The 20125-nt window shown below is 53.1% G+C and carries 10 protein-coding genes; 6 read left to right on the top strand and 4 right to left on the bottom strand.

What is annotated here, in order from left to right; translation table 11 throughout:
- Nucleotides 1-52: 52 nt before the first annotated feature.
- Nucleotides 53-3100: a CHAT domain-containing protein gene (locus KK062_RS15450; RefSeq protein ID WP_254085220.1), complete on the bottom strand. Its 3048-nt coding sequence runs from the start codon at nucleotides 3098-3100 to the stop codon at nucleotides 53-55.
- A 133-nt stretch (nucleotides 3101-3233) separates the two neighbouring features.
- Complete coding sequence (locus tag KK062_RS15455; protein WP_254085221.1) at nucleotides 3234-4034, bottom strand: EcsC family protein; 801 nt, start codon at nucleotides 4032-4034, stop codon at nucleotides 3234-3236.
- A 163-nt stretch (nucleotides 4035-4197) separates the two neighbouring features.
- Here KK062_RS15455 and KK062_RS15460 point away from each other — a divergent pair, with 163 nt between their 5' ends.
- Nucleotides 4198-4419, top strand: coding sequence for a hypothetical protein (locus KK062_RS15460; protein WP_254085222.1), 222 nt, complete (start codon nucleotides 4198-4200; stop codon nucleotides 4417-4419).
- A gap of 76 nt (nucleotides 4420-4495) precedes the next feature.
- Here the strand turns inward: KK062_RS15460 and KK062_RS15465 are convergent, their stop codons facing one another.
- Nucleotides 4496-5854 (bottom strand): RagB/SusD family nutrient uptake outer membrane protein, encoded by a 1359-nt coding sequence (locus KK062_RS15465; protein WP_254085223.1) that lies wholly within the window; start codon nucleotides 5852-5854, stop codon nucleotides 4496-4498.
- A 12-nt stretch (nucleotides 5855-5866) separates the two neighbouring features.
- The gene (locus KK062_RS15470) at nucleotides 5867-9091 is read right to left on the bottom strand and encodes a SusC/RagA family TonB-linked outer membrane protein (protein WP_254085224.1); all 3225 of its coding nucleotides are present in this window, start codon (nucleotides 9089-9091) and stop codon (nucleotides 5867-5869) included.
- Between the two features lie 334 nt (nucleotides 9092-9425).
- Here KK062_RS15470 and KK062_RS15475 point away from each other — a divergent pair, with 334 nt between their 5' ends.
- From KK062_RS15475 to KK062_RS15495, 5 genes are all read left to right on the top strand, one after another.
- Nucleotides 9426-10007, top strand: a complete 582-nt coding sequence (locus tag KK062_RS15475; protein WP_254085225.1) for an RNA polymerase sigma factor — start codon at nucleotides 9426-9428, stop codon at nucleotides 10005-10007.
- A 305-nt stretch (nucleotides 10008-10312) separates the two neighbouring features.
- Nucleotides 10313-11314: a FecR family protein gene (locus tag KK062_RS15480; RefSeq protein ID WP_254085226.1), complete on the top strand. Its 1002-nt coding sequence runs from the start codon at nucleotides 10313-10315 to the stop codon at nucleotides 11312-11314.
- A gap of 197 nt (nucleotides 11315-11511) precedes the next feature.
- Entirely contained in the window at nucleotides 11512-14868 is a 3357-nt protein-coding gene (locus KK062_RS15485) for a SusC/RagA family TonB-linked outer membrane protein (RefSeq protein ID WP_254085227.1), read from the top strand.
- A 12-nt stretch (nucleotides 14869-14880) separates the two neighbouring features.
- A complete protein-coding gene (locus KK062_RS15490; RefSeq protein ID WP_254085228.1) occupies nucleotides 14881-16593 on the top strand; it encodes a RagB/SusD family nutrient uptake outer membrane protein in 1713 nt (570 codons plus the stop codon).
- 165 nt (nucleotides 16594-16758) lie between these two features.
- Nucleotides 16759-20067 (top strand): VCBS repeat-containing protein, encoded by a 3309-nt coding sequence (locus tag KK062_RS15495; RefSeq protein WP_254085229.1) that lies wholly within the window; start codon nucleotides 16759-16761, stop codon nucleotides 20065-20067.
- Nucleotides 20068-20125: the final 58 nt, after the last annotated feature.

Below are 20125 nucleotides of genomic sequence, written 5' to 3' on the forward strand. Positions count from 1 at the left end.
GATGATGATGATCCGCACGGCGTCGGCAGCGACCGGCGCGCTATCATTGCTGTTATACGTTCTCTTTCAAATACTTCACTGCGGGTGCCGATAACCCCGGTATAGATACTCTGCTTCTCACCTTTTTCCAGGTGAGAAGCAGAGTTCCAGTTATAACCAGAAAGATCATACCGCTCACGACACTGTATAAAAACGGATCATCCTCTCCCGGCGTAATCCTGTGAGTATTTCCCCACGATACCATTCCCGCCCAATACGCGGGATGCGCCGTATACTGATCAGCTTCCTGTAGATATTCGCGCTGTGCCAGGGCCAGCGCCGTGCCAATCGTCTCCTGCCCCAGGCCTGCATAAAACTTTTGCATCAACGAAGCCGTCGTGCCGTCATCGATGCGCCACAGCGACATGACTACATTGCGTGCGCCGGCATGGAAAAAACCACGCGCTACACTATAGACACCTTCTGCCTGAAAGGACTTACCATAGCCGGTCTCGCAGGCGCTGAGTACGGTCAGGTCTGCCTGTAGCCGCAAGTTGTATAGTTCGTGGGCAAAGAGCTTGTCATCCTGGAATTGCAAATAACAGTTATAGATGTCCTGCGCGTCGGCTTTACCGTGCAGGGCGAGATGCAGAATGGCATAGTCCGGCGCGTGCTCCAGGAACGAGCGTTTACCGGCTGTTTTGCCTTCCATAAACGTGCCCCGCATGATGTCGGAAATTGCCTTTAGTTCCTGGTGTGCCCCGGGTAGGCTACCGGCAATTTGCTCGGTACCGTCAGACCACCCATAGGCCAGTAGGTTGAGGCGCTGCGAGCGTTCCTCCGGGTTGGCAAAGAGCGAAGCAGCGTCGTATGAATACGCCACCGACGTATGGCGCACCAGGTAGTCCAGTTGACGATAATCGACAACCCCTTCCTGACTGGGCGGCGTCAACAACAACGCCTGGAACGGTAACAGATTCAAAATACCATCCGGGACAATAAATACCGGAGGCAATGCCTTATTTGTTTTTAGATTACACGCACGGAAAACAGGAGCCAGCAGCGTTTCTCCCAATTGGCTAGCCAGGTGAGTATATACGGCATAGTCATCCTGAAGCAACTTCTCACGAATGCCTGCCGCGAACAGCTCGCCCAGGGTGCGCACATCCTCTTCGATCGTTCCGATTGGAAGGCGTAACAAGTGCTCCTTGCCGGCAAAAACAACCACAGCATAGATATACGCCTTTCCCGTAAAGTATTCGACAAAAACAGCATTATCGCTCAGTTTGCTCTTCAACAAGCTAAGCTCAAGGTGACCGGAAGGCTGATCGACCACCACGGCCCCGGGATATTTTGCGCCAATCCGTTCTTGCCACAGCCGGAGCTTTTCTTCCTCTGTCACCAGGGACGTGTTGATGACACGTTCAAGAGAGTCCGAAAGCCCATGTTGTGTGCTTAGTCGCTGTTGTAACGTGGTGATGGCGTGCCGGATGGTACGTTCCTGCTGCATCATGCTATCGGGGATCTGTCGTTGCAACTGCCGGCCTACTTCTTCCAATCGTACACGCAAAATGCGGCCCTTGCTTTTATCGATCAGGGTAAAGGCTTCGCCAATATACCGCGCATCGCCCGTGCGGCCATAGAGGTGATAAGCACATGCCAGCGCATTCTCATATATGGTGTAATTGACACCGACAAACCGCAAGCGTGAGCTCTCGCGGTCCTGTGCTTCCCAATGCAGATCCATCAGCCTGTCCGCGAGCTTAAAACAGTCCAGAGCCAAACGCCAGTAGGTATATGGCTGGCCGTGCTGGGCGGCCAGTTTCATCAGAAGGTCACCTTTTTGCGATAGTTCGCGATAGCACTGCGGAATATTCTTCAGACGCTCAAACGAAGGATTACGCATATCATCTGACGCCTGCATTTCTTCATCCACGGCAATACAAATACCTCGTTGTAGATAGAGCAACCCCTCCTTATATTTTCCTTCTTCTTCCAGCACCTCGCTGATGTGCCGGCAGACATTGGTCATGTCCAGTGGATTGGCATCGGCATAATCCTCCAGCATCGCGAGTGCCTGGCTGAATTGCTGCAGGGCCTGCCCGTATCGGCCGGCGGCGTGTAATGCTTTGCCACGGATGGTCAATACATTGGCGATCTCCACAGAGTCGTGTACATTGCGTGTCATCAATATATGACGTGCACTATCGATACAGATCAGCGCCGGTGAGATCCGTTTGGAGTCGGTGTAGGCAATCGATAAGTTCCGGTAGTCATTGGCCATTTCGGTTGTATACAAGGTTCCATTGGCACGACGCAGACCAATCGCCTTTCGGTAGTACACGATAGACTTATCATGCGCCCCCTGATTGTTGTAAATATTAGCCAACATGCCATAACAGCGGATCAGTGCAGGTGTGTCGACCGGACGCATACGCTCCAGCGCGCCAATGGCCTGGAAGGCATATCCACTTGCCTTTTCAAAATCGTTCTTGATCCGATTAGTCGTCGCCAGGTTGTAATAGCTGCGGTAGAGCTGCTTGAGGTCAAGCGTCGCAGATCTTGTCAGGATTTCAATCGCATGCTGGAAATTCTCTTCTGACGAAGCATAGTCGCGTAAGGTGTACCGGTATACTTCGCCCAGGCCGTTGTAACTTTCAGCTACAAGCACATGGTCATTGCCGAGCAACTCACGACGCATTGACAAGGCCTCCCGGTGAAATTGTATAGCGTTCTCCGGATGGTTCATGAGGTCATACAACACGCCCGACGCATAGAAAGCATCTGCTCCTTCCTTGGTGCCATTACCTGCATGGATGGCCATGGAACGAGCACTATCCAGGTATAACGTGGCGTGATCATAGTCCCGGCGCTTCATGAAGACGTTGCCAATACCCGTGCAGGCTGCCATGTGCTGTTGGATAGCATTGGCGAGCAACCCTCTTTGCGCGACAGTTTGATACAAAAACAACGCACTATCATATGCGCCGCGCTGGTATACTTGATTCGCGCGGATTAATAAATGCTGGATAGGCTCTTGTTGTGACGCGACGGCGTTGGCATTCGCGGAGAACAAGCACGATAGTATGATTACAGCCGGAAATACATTTCTACTGCGCATAGAGGGGTCCGGGTCAGGGAAGTGCATGCAAGGTACTATCCGCGGCGGCGATATGTACCCGCACCTTGCATTCTCCGGAAAAACACCCTAATTCAATACCTTATTTTACAGGTATACTTCGCGGGTAGCGTATCTACGCGTAAGATGGGGTCAGGAGATGAGCATCGCCGCTTTCGGATTGCAACGGCAGCACATTGATCTCCTGCCACCGCATGCGGTATGCATTCATGGCAAATTTACCGAGCTTGTTGGTAAGCCGATGGTTGACGTATGCACCGACTACCGCACCGATGCCAGGTATGAGTTGTAACAACTTTGCCAGGTCGATATAGTCGCGGTACTCCTGTTGAAAACTCCGCCAGTCGAACTGGTTAATGTCGTCGGGTAAGCTTTTTTTCTCTTCCGACCAGCGCGCCATGGTTGCGTATGTATTATTGCGGTGTTTTTGACTGGAGAAGGCGAGTTGAAAAATGTGCAGCAGGTAAACACGTTCTTTGTAATCACGGGTTTCGAATCCGTATGCGGCGGCAATCTCAAACAACATTTTCATTTTGATGCTAAGCCAAAGAGGAAAGTCGGCGAGTCCCAATAAAAAGCCGCCTGCACCGGTGATGGCGCCTTCTGTTGCGGCGGTGTTGGTGTAGACACGTATCCGCTCCATCACAACGCGTTCGCGTTCCTGGAGCGATCCTTCGCGCACCGCGGGGCGATTGGAGATCTTCGCACCAAAGATCATGGCCCGCGTCATTTGCTTGATGGCTGTGGTCAAGGCACTATGCACTTTCTCCGGTATGATGCGATTTACGCGTTGCTGCATGCCGCGGGATAGCATGTTGAGCAGCGACGGCCTGCGCTGCATGTCGCGTTGCCATTGCCGAAGCTCGTCGAGCGCCTGGCGGTCGTACGGTGTGGAAAGGTATGTGGTACGTTGCATGATCGTGTCTTTTAGGAGTGTATACGTGAAATGTTGTGCCACGTTTCCCTGATAGAGGCCATTCCTGTACGAGGAATTTTTTCTACATCCGTGTTTTTTAGCGAGTCATAATTTGTTCTCGCGATCAAATTTTTCTACTTTACTTCCCATCAAACAACCTGCCATGGAAGAAAAAGAGATCAGGATCAGGAAGGGTGACAACGATCTGACGAGCGAGGTAAAAGGTTTCGATCAGATCGTGTTTCTACGCTGGAATGCAAATGTTCCGTTGCTGTATAACGGCGCCATCATTAACAAGGGAGATACGATTCGCAAAGAAGATCCGTTTATCATCTCGCAACAAACGACTGAGCATGAATTTATGGCCACTATACAACTTCGATGACCGTAACGCTATTATACAAAAAGAGGCCGTCTCAATCACATGAGACGGCCTCTTTGCTTATGTTGATCTGTGTTTTTTATAGAGCAAGGTAGGCGTCGTTCTGCCCCAGGTTGGGATTGAGATCACGCTCTGCCTGCGGAATGGGAAATACAAAACGTCCGGCATCAGGATTCAACATCATTTCTGTCAGGGCGAGCCCCGTGCGGGTGTAATCGAACCATGCTTCGCCTTCAAACATCATCTCGAACCGCTTCTCATGCTGCACGTCCGTTACAAAGGCTTGCCAATCTGTAAAGGTGCTGACGTCTTCCGTTTCCAGGCCGGCGCGGTCGCGCACAGCTTTGTAGTAGGTGTATGCGTCGTCGGTAACGCTCTGGGCGTTGCGTGCTTCCGCTTCGGCGTAAATCAGGTATACCTCGGCCAGGCGGATGATCGGCAGGTTTTGTACCGCCGGTCCCGCGGGATATTTGCCGATGTAGTACTGCTCACCCACTTGCAGGATATTAAAGTCCCGGCGCACGTCCGATCCATCATACTCGTCATAGATGGCCTTGCTGGTAGAGAAGATCCCGCCGGTCTGGGCAACATTCTTCGCCAGCTCGTTTTGTACCTGCGCATCATACTGGATCTCAAAAATAGACTCTGTGCTGTTTTCCTTCGTCCACACGTCGCCATACGCTTCGGGCAGGGAGTAGCCGCCGTTCATGATTACATCGCCCGCGAGGTTTGCAGCCTGCAGGTATTCGCCGCGATACAGGTTTACTTTTGCCAGCAGCGCTTCCGCCGCCCATCGGGTGGCACGTCCCACGTCTGCCGCCGCCGTGTAACGGCTCGGCAATTCTTCGTAGCCACTGAGGTCGGAAACAATTTGATCGTATACTTCTGCGGCCGGTGTGCGTGTCACTTTCAAGTCGGTCGAGCTGGACGAAGTGGGTGTTGTAATCAACGGCACGTCACCAAAGCTTCGCACCAAGTTGAAGTACGTGAGCGCACGAATAAACTTGGCTTCACGCAGCAGCCCCGCACGGGTGGAGTCGTTTGCAAAGGTTACTTCGCCTGCGCGATCTTCCGATTCCAACGCCAGGATGTTGTTGGCCGCATTGATCGTAGCATACGAGTTTGCCCAGATGTTTAGTGTCCAGGGGTTGTCGATGTTCACGGTATTGCTGGTGAACACCATGTATTCCGGATACTGTTGAATACTCACCACCTGCCCTGCGGCGAACTCGGGGATGATGGTCATTGCCCGTCCATAGTAGTTCGCATTCACGAGGGAGTTGTAGAGCGCAACCATCGCCGAGTTAACACTCTTTTCGTCGGTGAAATATTGGTCGGCCGAGATTTGGTCAATGGGCTCTTTGTCCAGAAAGTCACTGCAGGAAACTGCTGCCAGCGATGCGATTCCTAAAAGGATATAGTAACTGAATTTTTTCATGGTAGCGTCAAATTAGAAAGTCATGGTAAAACCGCCGGTGAAGATGCGCGGCTGCGGATAGCTGCCATAGTCATATCCGTAGATCAGGCCGGGGTTGGAGGCACCGCCTTGCGAGGTACCCACTTCCGGGTCGTAACCACGGTAGTTGGTAAACACGTAGGCATTCTGCACCGTGGCGTATACACGCAGAGCTTTGATGTGCCACTTGTCGGTGATGGCCGTCGGCAATGTATAACCCAGTGTGATGTTGCGCAGGCGGAAGAACGATCCGTCTTCGATAAAACGGGTGGAGATGGTGGCGTTGTCAAAGCTGGCCGGCGCGGGGCGCGGCACATCTGTCACGTCACCCTCCTGGCGCCAGCGGCGTGTCCAGTCTACCAGACCGTTGGAGGTACCGCTGCCGGAAAGCACGCTGAACAGGTTGTAGTTAAAGATATCGTTGCCGTAAGAGAACTGGCCCATTACGCTCAGGTCGAAGTTTTTGTAGAAGAACGTGTTCGTGATGCCGCCAAAGAAATCGGGATTAGGATCGCCGATGATCTTGCGATCTTCCGGGAAGGTCGGCGGGCCGACCGACCCATCGTTGTGCTCGAAGTCGATCATACCTGTCGTGGTGTTGACACCCACCATTTTATAGCCAAAGAAGGAACCGAGCGGTTCGCCTTCGCGGGCAATATTCAGGTAGTTACCCAAACCACCAAGAATGTCTCCATCGGGCAGCGACACAACTTTGTTGCGGTTGAAGGTCATGTTGAGGGAGGTTGTCCACCGGAATGCACCCACCAGGTTGCGCGAGGTGATCTCAAACTCCAGGCCTTTGTTCTGGATCTCCCCGACGTTACGGAGGGCAGTAGCAAAACCGGAGGTACGCGGTATCTGTACGCCGATCAACAGATCCGACGTGTTCTTTATATAGTAATCGGCCAATAAGGTAATACGGTCATCGAGGAAACCTGCATCAACTCCGATGTCGATCTGCTCGGTGGTCTCCCACCCCAGGTTCGGATCACCCAGGGTTGATGGAATATAACCCGGCTGACCGAGGTAGTTACGACCGCCTGAGTACAGGGAATAGCTGGCGTAGTTGCCAATGTCCTGGTTGCCGGTAATACCCCAGCTGGCACGTAGCTTCAGGTTGCTGATGTTTTTATTGCCGGCCAGGAAAGGCTCCTGCGAGATCCGCCACGCGGCAGCTACTGCCGGGAAGAACCCGTAGCGATTGTCGGCGCCAAAGCGTGACGAGCCGTCTACACGGAAGTTGGCAGTCAACAGATAACGATCTTTGAACCCGTAGTTAGCACGCGCAAAGTAGGATGCGATCGCCCATTCCTGTGCACCGGCGGATGCGCCCGTGACAGTACCGCCTGCCGAAATCCACTCGATGTCGGTGCGGTTATAATTTGAACGACGAGCATCTACATAGGTCAGCTTCGATCCCTGAAAGGAAATACCGCCGAGTAAGTTGATGTGGTGCAGATCGTTCAGACGCTTATCAAAGGTAAGGGTGTTTTCATTTACCCACAGTTGATCGCGTGTGCTGCGGCTTGCGCCAAGGCCTTTGTCTACGACAAACGCGCGGATGCCTGTGCCCGGCATAAAGAAGCGCTCATCGATATAGCTCATGTCCGCGCCGAAGTTGGTCTTGATGCTGAGCCCTGGAACGATCTGATACTCCAGCGCCGTGTTGGCCAGAATTCGGAAGGTCTCGGCAATATTTACCGGCAGCTCCAGCATGGCCACGGGGTTCTCGCGTGATAATACGACCTGGTCAAGCCCCCACGATCCGTCTGCATTGTGCACCGGTATATTCGGCGGTGTCACAAACCCGTTCTTGGTAGCACCTTCTTTCGAGTTTTCCTCCTGTACGCGGTTGTTGATCGCGCGCGTGAGGTTGATATTCGAAGTGAGCTTAAAGCGTTTGCTGAACTGGTGGTCTACGTTCATGCGGCCGCTGATGCGCTCGAAGGATGAGTTTAACAAAATACCCTCTTGTTTGTAATAGCCGAGTGAAGTGTAATATTGGGTGGATTCAGATCCCCCCGAAGCAGCAAGCTCATAGTTTTGCATAGGGGCCGTGCGGAATATTTCGTCCTGCCAGTCGGTGTCTACGCCTGTAGACATGACCGCCGGATTCGGATCTGTACCCAGGTATTTATAGTAGTCGGCCATGTAATCGACATACTGGGCGGTGTTCATCATTTCATACTTCCGCTCTTTCGGCATCTGTGACACCCCGGCATAAGCGTTTAACATAATCTGATTGGTGCTGGGCTTGCCACGTTTGGTAGTGATGAGCACCACACCGTTGGCCGCGCGGGCACCATAGATAGACGATGACGCGGCGTCTTTCAACACCTCGACAGATTCGATATCGCTTGGGTTAATGGCGGATAGGATGTTGATACCCGAGGTACCGCCACCGAAGTTAAAGTCACTTCCACCTACGAAGTTCGTGGTGCTGTTGACCGGAATGCCGTCCACTACATAGAGCGGGTCAGAACCGGCGTTGATGGAAGTCGTTCCGCGGATACGAATGCTGACGCCACCGCCTGGTGAGCCACCCCGCTGTGTCACCTGCACGCCGCCAGCCTTACCTTGTATGGCCTGGCTCACGCTGGGCAGCAGGTCGTTTTCGATCTGCTCGCCGCCAATGGTGGATACGGAGCTTGTCAGCGTTGCGCGGTCCATCGTGCCGTAGCCCACGACGACAACTTCTTTCAGGACTTTCTGTTCTGGCTCTAATGATACATCGATATTCTTTTGCCCCTTGATGGGAATCTCTTTATCAGCAAGTCCGACGAATGATACTACCAGCGTCTCCTGACCGGTTTCGACCATAATGGTATATTTACCGGCTGCATCTGTCACAACGCCTTTGGTAGTACCCTTCACCATAACACTGGCGCCAGGAACAGCACCTTCTTCCGGCGAGGATACGATACCGGTTACGCGAAATGCGCCGGTCGATACGGTCGACGTATCCTGGGCGGCTACGCGCGTGCTATCGGTTGTGGTACTATCGGTACGGGTACTATCGACTGCGATCCTGGCCTTTGTCGAGTCGACTTGAATCAACGAATCGGTTTGTGCCATAAAGGCTTTGTCCTCTTCGGAGATTTTGGTGGTGTCTGTTACCGGAGGTTGTGTGTTTGTGGTGTCACCCGGTTGTCGGTCCTGCGCCCAGCCCGCGGTGGCGGAGAGAACGCAAAGACAACTAGCGTAAAAAAAAATCCTCATAATTAAAGTGTTTGTAAAGTCGCTTGGACGTAAGGTAAACTCATGCCACACCGCAAAAGGTGGGTAAAAGCCCTATTTAGTGGTCAAATGGCGTTGTGGCAGGTAACAAATGGGGAAAATCTTAGAAGGGCGGTTCCACACACCTGTTGCGAAATTCAACAATGTGTGGTATTCGATCTCATAAAAAACTCGGGTACACTTATTCCGAAATCGTTTGATATTCCCGTGCTTTGCAGAGACGACCCCAGATTTACAGGTCGCGACCCCGTACAGCAAAATTGATTTTCATCTCTTTTTACATTAAACTTATACACGAGTTTTACCTGAGCATACCTTGCGACCACTCCGCCACCATAGCGATGAAGAGCTTTTGAAGCTTATCCGGGAGTCCGATAAGGCGGCGTATGAGGAGATTTTTCACCGGTATTGGTACCGCTTGTACAGGATGGTGTTCAAGAGCACCGGCGAGCATGAAGAGGCGGAAGAGCTCGTACAAGAGCTGTTTTTGAAACTGTGGAAACGACGCGAGGAGCTCAAGGTCGTGAACCTCGCCCACTACCTGTTGGGTTCTGTCCGGAAACAACTGATCGATAAGATCCGCTCGAAGATCGTCCACCAAAAATACTGGGACCATTACCGCACTTTTATTCCCACCAGCGCTAATGAAACCGACAGCGCCGTGGCATTTGACGAGCTCAATGCTGAAATACAGCAAGCCATTAAACAGTTGCCCGAGAAGTCGCAGCAGGTGTTTCGCCTGAACCGGCTCGAAGGGCGCTCCGTATCGGAGATCGCGCAATTCCTGAAATTGTCCGAGCGCGCCATCGAATATCATCTTACAAAGTCTTTGAAGCAGCTTCGCGCGCATCTGAAAGACTATATCATTTCCCTCCTGCTTTGGGTTTTTCTTTTTTGAAGGACTGCTGCGGATACCCCTCAACAGCGGGGATGTCTCCGTGTTGAGCCCGTGTATTCTCCGAGTATAGCCCGACATAAGCCCGTGTAGAAGGACGGGGATATGTGGGGTTTTTCCCACGCTCCACTAACAGTCGTCTCCGCTTATTTCAGCCAATATGCTCACCAACACCTCAACCGATTGCGCTAAAACGAAGAAAATCAGCTAGATCCGACCTTGCAAAAAATATTCGTCCGTGGTTTACGGTAAATCCCGACTTATCCGACTTCTATTCCAGATAAGGCCAAATAAACCGAACCGACGCGATGGACGCTAAAGAATTTGATTCCCTACTGGAACGTTACAACACCAACACCTGCACGGCTGCGGAAAAACGGCTTGTCGAACATTGGATGAACAACCTCCAATCGCAAGACATCGATATCCCGGAACATGCCCGGGACGCCATAAAGAACAATCTTTGGGTTAAGATTGATAATCAGGTTTTGGCGGAGTCATCTGCCAAACCTGGTTTCAGTTACTGGAAAGTAGCGGCAGCGGTGGCGCTGCTGATCAGCTGCAGCTTCCTGCTATACCAGTACTTCACACCCGCAACCACCGGCGATGCGCCGATGCGCCTGGCAGATGGCAATCTCATACGCTTCATCAACACCACACGTGAACCGGTGCGGGTACCCCTCAAAGACGGGAGTGCCATTGTCGTACAACCGGGGGGCGAGCTGCGATATCCGGAGACCTTTGGCAGCCAACGCGAGGTATTCCTTTCGGGCGAAGCCTTCTTTGATATAGCACGCGACCCCGCGCACCCCTTCCTGGTCCATGCCAACGAACTCACTACACGGGTATTGGGTACGAGCTTCGTGATCAAGGCATATGCCGACCGGAAGGAGATTGTCGTGTCGGTACGCACGGGCAAAGTTTCCGTCTTCCCGAAAGCATTGCCAGGGAGCATCACATCGTCACAGGAAATTATTCTTACACCCAACCAGCAGGTGGTCTACAAACGTCAGGAAGGTATAGCAGAGAAGCAACTGGTAGAAAGCCCGGCCGTATTGGTGCCGGTGCCGAGCACCACGCTGGTCTATACGAACGAGCCCGTGGCGAAACTGTTCCGAACGCTGGAGACGATGTACGGCGTAACGATCGACTTTGACGAGCACGCTATCGAGCAGTGCCGCATTACGACCGAGCTGACTGACGAAGGTCTCTTTGAACGGATGGAAGTCATCTGCCACGTTATCGATGCCACATATTATGTAGAGGATGGACATATCCGGGTGGAGTCACGCGGATGTATTGCGAATTGAGCCTACTGAAATGATACGATCTAACCTAAACCCTAACCCCTTGCTGCCTATGCAAAAATAGCATTACACTCCCACATATTTTTTAAAAACAAAAAGAGGCAGGTGATGTCGTGACCATCCCCCACCTCCATCAAGCCCTGCTGAGAAGTCAGCCTGGCCGGTTTTTGCCATTTTCACAAACAAAAACATCTAAATCTATGAATAAATCCAGACCTGTTCAATATGGGCTGTTATTGTTTCTTATGCGAGTGACACTAATTAACCTATTGATCGTCTCATTCACCATGTCCATGGTGTATGCTACTGACGCCGAAGCCCAGGAAGTGCTGGACCGGCGGGTGACGCTTGATGTCGACGCCGTCGAAGTACAGGACGTGCTGACACTGCTCGGTAAACAAGCAAAAGTCAAATTCACCTACAACCCCAGTCAGATCCCGATTCACAACCGCATCACCATGCACGTGACAGACCAGAAGTTATCGGATGTGCTGGCGAATGTGTTGCATGAAAATATAGACTATAAAGTTATCGGTAAGCAGATTGCGTTGAAGCCCCAGCAACCTTCGCTGACAACTGCGGAGCAGCCCGTGGCCTCGACAACAGATGCCTTGTACGGTCCGATCATTACCGGAAAGATTACCGATGCTACCGGCGCACCCTTGCCCGGCGTAAACGTGATTGTGAAAGGAACGACTATCGGCACCACGGCAAATGCCAACGGCGAGTATTCGTTGGAAATACCGGGTGACGATGCGATACTGGTGTTCTCGTTCATTGGCTATGCTACGCAGGAAGTATTAACTTCTGGGCGCACTACGGTGGATGCTACCCTGGAAGAAGACATTCAGTCCCTCGGAGAAGTGATTGTAGTCGGCTACGGCACGCAGGAAAAGAAGGAAGTTACGAGTGCAATCTCGCAAGTGTCGGGTGACGACATTCGCAAGAGCTCGGCTATCTCGATCTCCAACTCCCTGGCCGGGCGCATGCCCGGCCTGATCGTCAACCAGCGCAACGCCGAGCCCGGACGCGACGATGCCAGCATCTTCATTCGCGGTATTGCCACGACGGGGAGCAGTCAAGCCCTGATCGTCATCGACGGCGTGGCCAACCGCGACGGTATTTCGCGTTTGGACCCCAATGATATTGAAACGCTGACGGTGTTGAAAGATGCCTCGGCCGCGATCTACGGGGCACAAGCTGCCAACGGCGTGGTGTTGATTACGACCAAGCGTGGTAAGACGGGTAAGCCGACACTGAACTATAGCTTTAACCAGGGTTTTGTTAGTCCCACCCGGTTTATGGAGATGTCGGACGCCGCCACCTTCGCGCGCAGCGTGAATGATATCTTACCAAACTCCTATACCGACGAGCAAATAGCGCAATATCAAAATGGCACACGTCCCAGTACCAACTGGATGAAGGAGTCGTTTGATGGCCACTACCTGCAAAACCGGCACAACGTGACGTTGAGCGGTGGCACGGAGGCAGTGAAGTATTTTATCTCCGGAGGTACCGCCTATCAAGGGCCGCTGCTGACGGGTGACGAGACTACCAAATACCGTCAGTACAACCTTCGTTCGAACATCGACGCGCAGATGTCGAAGATCCTGACCATCGGGCTCGACCTCGCGGGGCGTCGTGAGAACCGGAACTTCCTGCAGACCGATCCTAACATTACTTACCAAGCAGCACTGCTGACACCGCCCACGCTACCCGCTACTATACAAGGATTGCCTACGCGCGGACGCCTCGGACAAAATCCACTGGCAATTGCCGCCGGCAACGGATATGATAAGCTCGAACGCACGGTATTAAACAGCACCTTTAAGTTCGACCTGAAGCTTCCGTTTATCGAAGGGTTGTCCGTCGATGGCTTTGCCGCGCTTGACATCGTCAACGACTTCCGTAAGATCTGGCAGCAGCCCTATACATTCTATGACGTTGACGCGGATGGCAATCCGGTGCCGGTGCAGTCGCCTGAGACGCCTCAGCTTACGGAGAACTACCAACGACAAGAGTCGGTTACGCTTAACGCCAAGCTTAAATACGAACGCACCTTTGGCGCACATCACTTCACGGGCTTCATCGCGTACGAGCAGAACAAGAACCGCATGGACAGCCTTTCAGCCCGTCGCACGGGTTTTGAATCTGGCCAGATCGATCAGCTTTTTGCCGGCAACCAGTCCAACCAAACGGCTAACGGCACCGCGCGTAAAGGCGCACGCCAGAATTACTTCGGCCGTCTGACATACGACTTTGAAGACAGGTATTTTGTACAGGCGCACTTCCGCTATGACGGCTCTCAGATCTTCCCTCCGGGCAAGCGCTTTGGGTTTTTTCCCGGTGTATCGTTGGGCTGGCGTATTTCCGAAGAAGCATTTATGCAGAATCAAACGATCCTAAGCAACCTGAAGCTCCGCGGCTCGTGGGGCAAGCTGGGGAATGACCGCGTAAACCAGTTCCAGTACCTGGATGTCTTCACGTTCAACACACGGTCGGGTGGTAACTATGTGATCGGCGGAAACAACGTACAGGTATTGAATCCGAAAGTGATCGCGAACCCCAACATCACGTGGGAGAAGCAGACTACACTGGACATCGGTTTGGAAGCTGGCTTCCTGAATAATCACCTGACCTTCGAAGCTGATTTCTTCCTGAGCAAACGGAAAGACATCCTTGCACAGCGTAACGTTACCGTGCCGCAGTATACCGGCTTGCTCTTGCCATCGGAGAACATTGGAAAGGTTGATAACAAAGGTATCGATGGCCAAGTGACGTACCGTGGTAACGTAGGTGACCTGAACTTTACCGTAGGCGCCAACATGACCTTTGCCCGCAACAAGATCGTGTTCATCGATGACGGCAACATCTTTACAGAAGCCTATCAAAAGCGCGAAGGCAGGCCGATCGGCGAAGAGGGTATTAACGGAACGAAACTGGCGTATGAGGTGGTTGGTATATACCGGACCGAAGAAGATCTGACAAAGTATCCGAGCCCCGGCGCGCAGGTGGGCGACTTTATATACCGCGACGTGAACGGCGACGAGGTGATCGATACGGACGATCGCGTGCGGCAGAACAGGACCTCCACACCCCAGTTGCAGTACGGCCTCAACCTCGGTGCACAGTGGAACGGATTTGACTTCAGCCTGCTGTTCCAGGGCCAGGCCCGTGCCACGCAGGAGATCACGTATAACTTTGGTGCATCCAGCAATGCGGCGGCGTACTTCCTGGAAAACGCCTGGCGTGCAGACTTCACCGATGCTCCGATGGCACGTATCAACTCGACCTATAGCAAACAGACCAATGACGTATGGTTACGAAACATTAACTTCCTACGGTTAAAATCGGTCGAGCTTGGCTATACCCTGCCACACGCGCTGGTGTCGCGTGCCGGCATCCAGAACCTGCGCTTCTATGTCAACGGTTTTAACCTGCTGACGTTTGACTCGCTGAAAAAGGATGGCCTGCCGGACCCGGAAAGCACGAACATTCAGGGATGGGTATTTCCCCAGACCAAGAGCATCAACTTCGGTTTAAACTTAACTCTCTAACGGATGCCCTGTATGAAGATCAAGAAATTACTATACATATCCCTTGCGGCCCTCGTATGGATGGGCATCGCATCCTGCTCCGACGACATCCTGGACCAGAAACCGCTGGACTCGTTCAGCGAAGTAGACGTCTTTGTCGACAAGGCGCTGCTGACGGATTTTGTCAACGGCACTTACCGCGGCATTCGTCATCCATTTGCCGAAGAGAATACCTTCCTCCTGCTCGATGCCATGACCGACAACGCCTATTCGCAGCACGGTGGCCAACAAGCCCTCCGGAACTACACTCAGGGCCTTATGACCCGCGACAACGGTGAGAGCGCCAACCTCGGCACCTGGAATAACGCCTATACTTATATCCGCCGGGTAAATCTGTTCTTTGAGAAAACGGTGAACTCGCCGGTCGAGGCTGCAGCGCTTACGCAGCTGTCGGGCGAAATGCAGTTCGTCCGTGCGTATCTATACCTGGAGCTGTTAAGCTGGTACGGCGGTGTGCCGATCATCACCACGACGTTCGACCTGGGGCAAGCCGACTACGATGTCGCCCGTAATTCCGCGGAAGAAGTTGGCGCCTTCATCGTTAGCGAGTGTGATGCTGCTGTGGAGAAGTTGGGCGATGTTACTACAACACCTGTAGGCCGTGCAACCAAAGAAGCAGCCCTGGCACTGAAAGCCCGGACGTTGCTTTACATGGCAAGCCCGCTGTATAACCCCAACAACGAGCAGTCGCGGTGGACCGCGGCCCGTGACGCCAACAGGGTTGTGATGGACCTGCCGGGATTTCCCATCATTACCGAAGGCGATCAGTATGGAGAGATTTTTAACGGAAGAAGCAATGCGGAGATCATCTTCGCGCGTCGCTTTACCGTCAACAATCCGCATGGCGGCGGTTCGTGGGGCGTGAACCTCTGGCTATACTCCAACGGTCTGGGTGGATGGAGCAACATCACTCCGACACAAAACCTGGTGGATAGCTATGAAATGACCAATGGTGTGCTGCCGGCAGAGACTGGCTCCGGGTATGACCCACAGAATCCGTATGTGAACCGTGACCCACGCTTTGCCGAATCTATTCTATACAACGGTGCTGTCATTGCCGACCCCATCAACGGCGGCACGCGCGAGATGCAATTCTGGACCGCACCGGAAGGATCGCCGGAAGGAACATTGCAAGGCAAGGATTCGCCACAGGGGCCCTCTGGCCCCAATGCATCGCGTACAGGGTATAACTTCCGCAAGTTCCTGGACGAAGGGAAAAAGGCCGACGCCGGCGGCGCCGATGAGAACCTGAGCCCGTGGATTTACTTCCGCATTACCGAGTTCTACCTAAACTATGCGGAAGCCCAAATCGCACTGAACAACGATGGCGAAGCCCGCACAGCCATTAATGCCGTGCGCCACCGGGTAGGTATGCCGGACGTAAACGAAAGCGGCGATGCACTTTTGGAGCGCTATCGGAATGAACGCCGCGTGGAGCTGGCCCTCGAGAACCATCGCTTCTTTGACATTCGGCGCTGGAAGATCGGTCCTGATGCGTTAGATAAACCGGCCATGGGCGTAAAAGTTACCAAAGACGCGGGCGGCGACATTACCTATGATTACAGCTGGGTATCGGATGCTACCCGTAATTGGGAAGACAAGATGTATTTCTTCCCAATACCATACTCGGAAATTCAGCGGAGCCACGACATGCTTTCACAAAATCCCGGCTACGAAACAAATTAAGTAAATGTGACCTTATACAAGCAGCGGGGCGTGTTCCCGCTGCTTTCCTTTCGTCAGACATTCTTTACGCTTACCTGAACGACCATGCCTCAAAGGCCCTCTATTTGTATTGGCATCGTGCTCATACTGTTTCAGCAGTGCAGTCCGAAGAAACAGTTTACGGAGATGAGCGCATCCGAAACGGGCATCCGGTTCCGTAACCAGATCACGGAAACGGAGCACAACAACATCATGACCTACGAGTATATGTATAACGGGGCCGGCGTCGCAACAGGTGACCTGAACCAGGATGGCCTGCCCGATCTATACCTCGTGGGCAACTCCATGCCTAACAAGTTGTACGTGAACAAAGGCCAGTGGAAGTTCGAAGATATTACCGAGACCTCCGGCACCGGCGGCCGGCCCGACTGGAAGACCGGCATCACCATGGCGGATGTAAACGGCGACGGCTGGCTTGACCTCTACCTTTGCTACTCGGGCAATACCACCGGCGAGCGCCTGGACAAACCCGTTATTCGCGACCATCCCGGACGCGCTAACCAACTCTTTATCAACCGCGGCTGTGAGCCGGGCGGCATCCCCACGTTTACCGAATCGGCCAAAGCCTATGGTCTCGATGCCATCGGCACCTTTTCGACGCAATCGTATTTCTTTGACTACGATCGAGACGGCGATCTGGACATGTTTTTACTTAACCATGCCAACATGTTTTATGCGCCGTTTTACAATGTAAAAAAGCTACGTGCCTTACGGCATCCGTACTTTGGCAACAAATTATACCGGAATGAAGGTGAGCACTTTGTCGAGGTCAGCGAAGCCGCCGGTATCCACGGCAGTGGCCTCAACTTCGGGCTCAGCGCCGCCATCAGCGATCTGAACGGCGACCATTGGCCCGACCTGTATGTTACCAACGACTACGACGAGCAGGACTTTTGTTATGTCAACAACGGTGACGGCACCTTCCGTGAAGTGTCACATACCCTGTTTGGCCACTTATCCAAGTATGGCATGGGCTCGGACATTGCCGATATCAACAACGACGGCCTGCCCGATGTATACGTGGTGGATATGCTTCCCGAAGACAACCACCGGCAGAAATTGCTGAAGGGTGCGGATGAGTACGACAAGGTGATGCTGGCGGCCGACAGTGGTTATCATTTTCAATACATGCGCAATACGCTGCAGCTCAACCGTGGCCTGGCTCCCGACAGTCTACCCCGCTTTAGCGAGGTGGCGCAACTATCAGGCATTTCAAATACCGATTGGAGCTGGGCTCCCCTTCTTGCGGACTTTGACAACGACGGTCTGCGCGACTTGTTTACGACCAATGGTTATCTGCGCGACTATACCAACCAGGACTTTCTGAAATATAAAGTAAGCGACGCTCTTCAAAAGACTTCCAAAGACAAGCAGGCGATCAATGTGATGAACCTGATCCAGACCATGCCTGCGACGAAGTTAAAGAAGTATATCTTCCGGAACACAGACGGTCTTCATTTTCAAAACGTGACGGAGGCATGGGGTCTGACACAAGAGACCATTTCCAACGGCACGGCCTATGCGGATTTTGACAACGACGGCGACCTCGACCTGGTGGTAAACAACCTCAACGACGAAGTGACGCTGCTCCAAAATCACGCGGAGTCCATTCAGCAACATCATTATATCAAGCTGCGGTTGGATGGACGCAAGCCCAATAAACACGGCATAGGCGCGGCCATTACCATCACCCTATCCGACGGTCGGAGGTTATTCCAGGAGGCGCATTTCAGCCGTGGATATCAGTCCTCGGTTGAGCCTGTCATGACCATTGGCATTGGCAACGCGACGTTCGCACAACAGATCGATGTGCGTTGGCCAGACGGTACGCAATCTATCCAGGCGCTGGTCACTGCTGACCGGCTGGTAGTGATCGATCAGGCCACGTCGGCGCCAGTGGATGCCGACGTGGCTATGCCTCGCCCCGCCTTGTTAACAGACGTCACCGCCCGTGCAGGGCTTCGATTCAGACATCGTGAGAATACACACATCGATTTTAAATACCAACGCCTGTTGCTGGCCCAGCTGTCACGCCTCGGTGGGAAGCTGGCAATAGCCGATGTAAATGGCGATGGCAACGACGACGTTTTTTTTGCCGGAGCTTCCGGCCAGCCGCGCAAGTTGTATTTGGGGACAAACGACGGTCACCTGATCGATGCACCGCAGCAACCGTGGGATAAAGGGCCGGTGCTCCATGAAGACACCGGCATGACATTCTTTGATGCCGACGGTGACGGCGATGTCGATCTATACCTGGTCAGCGGCGGCAATGAATTTTCCAGTGGTGACCCTTTTTATCAGGATCGTCTATACCTGAACGACGGCAAGGGTGTGTTCCAGGCTGCATTTACGGCACTGCCTTCTGAACAAACCAGTGGAAGTTGCGTCATTGCCTCCGACTATGACCACGACGGTGACCTCGACTTGTTTGTGGGCGGCCGGTTGGCCGCGCAACAGTATCCGTTGTTTCCGAAAAGCTATCTGCTGCGAAACGATACACGCAACGGCCAGGTAAAATTTACCGATGTTACCGAAACCGCCGGACACGACTTGTCGCGTGTAGGCATGGTGACTGATGCACGCTGGGCCGATATCAACCGCGACGGCTGGGCCGATCTGATCGTGGTTGGCGAGTGGATGCCCGTAAGCATATTTATCAATCAACAAGGTTCCCTGGCTCCTTCCACGCAGATCCCCAATCCCAAGCAAAGCCGGGGCTGGTGGTGTGCCATCACCGATGCCGACGTGGACGGCGACGGTGATGTCGACTTTCTGCTGGGCAATGCGGGGCTGAATATGGCGCTGCACGCATCTACGGAAGAACCCATCGAGTGTTTTATGCAGGACATCAACGGCGACGGTGCCATTGACCCCATCGTGTGCAGTTACATTCAAGGCAAACGCTATCCGCATCCTTCGCGCGACGAGCTGTTAGACCAGGTCACCCCGCTGCGCAAGAGGTTTATACGCTATGCCGATTATGCCGATGCCACGATTGAAGATATTGTGGGGGCGGACAAGCTGCCTGCTTCGCGCGTATTGCAAGCAGAAACGCTGGCATCATCGTGGCTGGAAAATACCGGTAACGGCGAGCTGATTTTGAAGCCTTTACCCGCCATGGCCCAGCTCTCGTCGATCCAGGATTTCCACGTTGCCGATTTCGATGGTGACGGCGTTGCCGAAGTGCTGGCTGCTGGAAATTTCTATCCCTATCGTGCACAGTTTGGACGTTGCGACGCGTTTACGGGATGCTTGCTCAAGTTTGAGCACGGCGTGGCTTCGCTGTATGCAACAGGCCTGCCGTTGTGGCTTACCGGCGACATCCGCGACCTGGCCATGATGCATTTCCGGCAGGGCGGTCCGCGGCTGGTCGTATCGCGAAATGACGACTACGCTTCACTTTACGCGCTTACGCCACGCACGGACACACGCTAATAAAATAGTACACTGAATTTTAAGCTTTCCTTACGTTACTTACTTTTACCGCATGAAC

Source organism: Dawidia cretensis (genome assembly GCF_018598175.1).
Classification (GTDB): domain Bacteria; phylum Bacteroidota; class Bacteroidia; order Cytophagales; family Cyclobacteriaceae; genus Ohtaekwangia; species Ohtaekwangia cretensis.

Coding starts and splice junctions, on each gene's coding strand:
- KK062_RS15490 (WP_254085228.1), top strand. CDS start 14,881: ATGAAGATCAAGAAATTACTATACATATCCCTTGCGGCCCTCGTATGG.
- KK062_RS15455 (WP_254085221.1), bottom strand. CDS start 4,034: ATGCAACGTACCACATACCTTTCCACACCGTACGACCGCCAGGCGCTC.
- KK062_RS15460 (WP_254085222.1), top strand. CDS start 4,198: ATGGAAGAAAAAGAGATCAGGATCAGGAAGGGTGACAACGATCTGACG.
- KK062_RS15495 (WP_254085229.1), top strand. CDS start 16,759: ATGAGCGCATCCGAAACGGGCATCCGGTTCCGTAACCAGATCACGGAA.
- KK062_RS15470 (WP_254085224.1), bottom strand. CDS start 9,091: ATGAGGATTTTTTTTTACGCTAGTTGTCTTTGCGTTCTCTCCGCCACC.
- KK062_RS15465 (WP_254085223.1), bottom strand. CDS start 5,854: ATGAAAAAATTCAGTTACTATATCCTTTTAGGAATCGCATCGCTGGCA.
- KK062_RS15450 (WP_254085220.1), bottom strand. CDS start 3,100: ATGCGCAGTAGAAATGTATTTCCGGCTGTAATCATACTATCGTGCTTG.
- KK062_RS15480 (WP_254085226.1), top strand. CDS start 10,313: ATGGACGCTAAAGAATTTGATTCCCTACTGGAACGTTACAACACCAAC.
- KK062_RS15485 (WP_254085227.1), top strand. CDS start 11,512: ATGAATAAATCCAGACCTGTTCAATATGGGCTGTTATTGTTTCTTATG.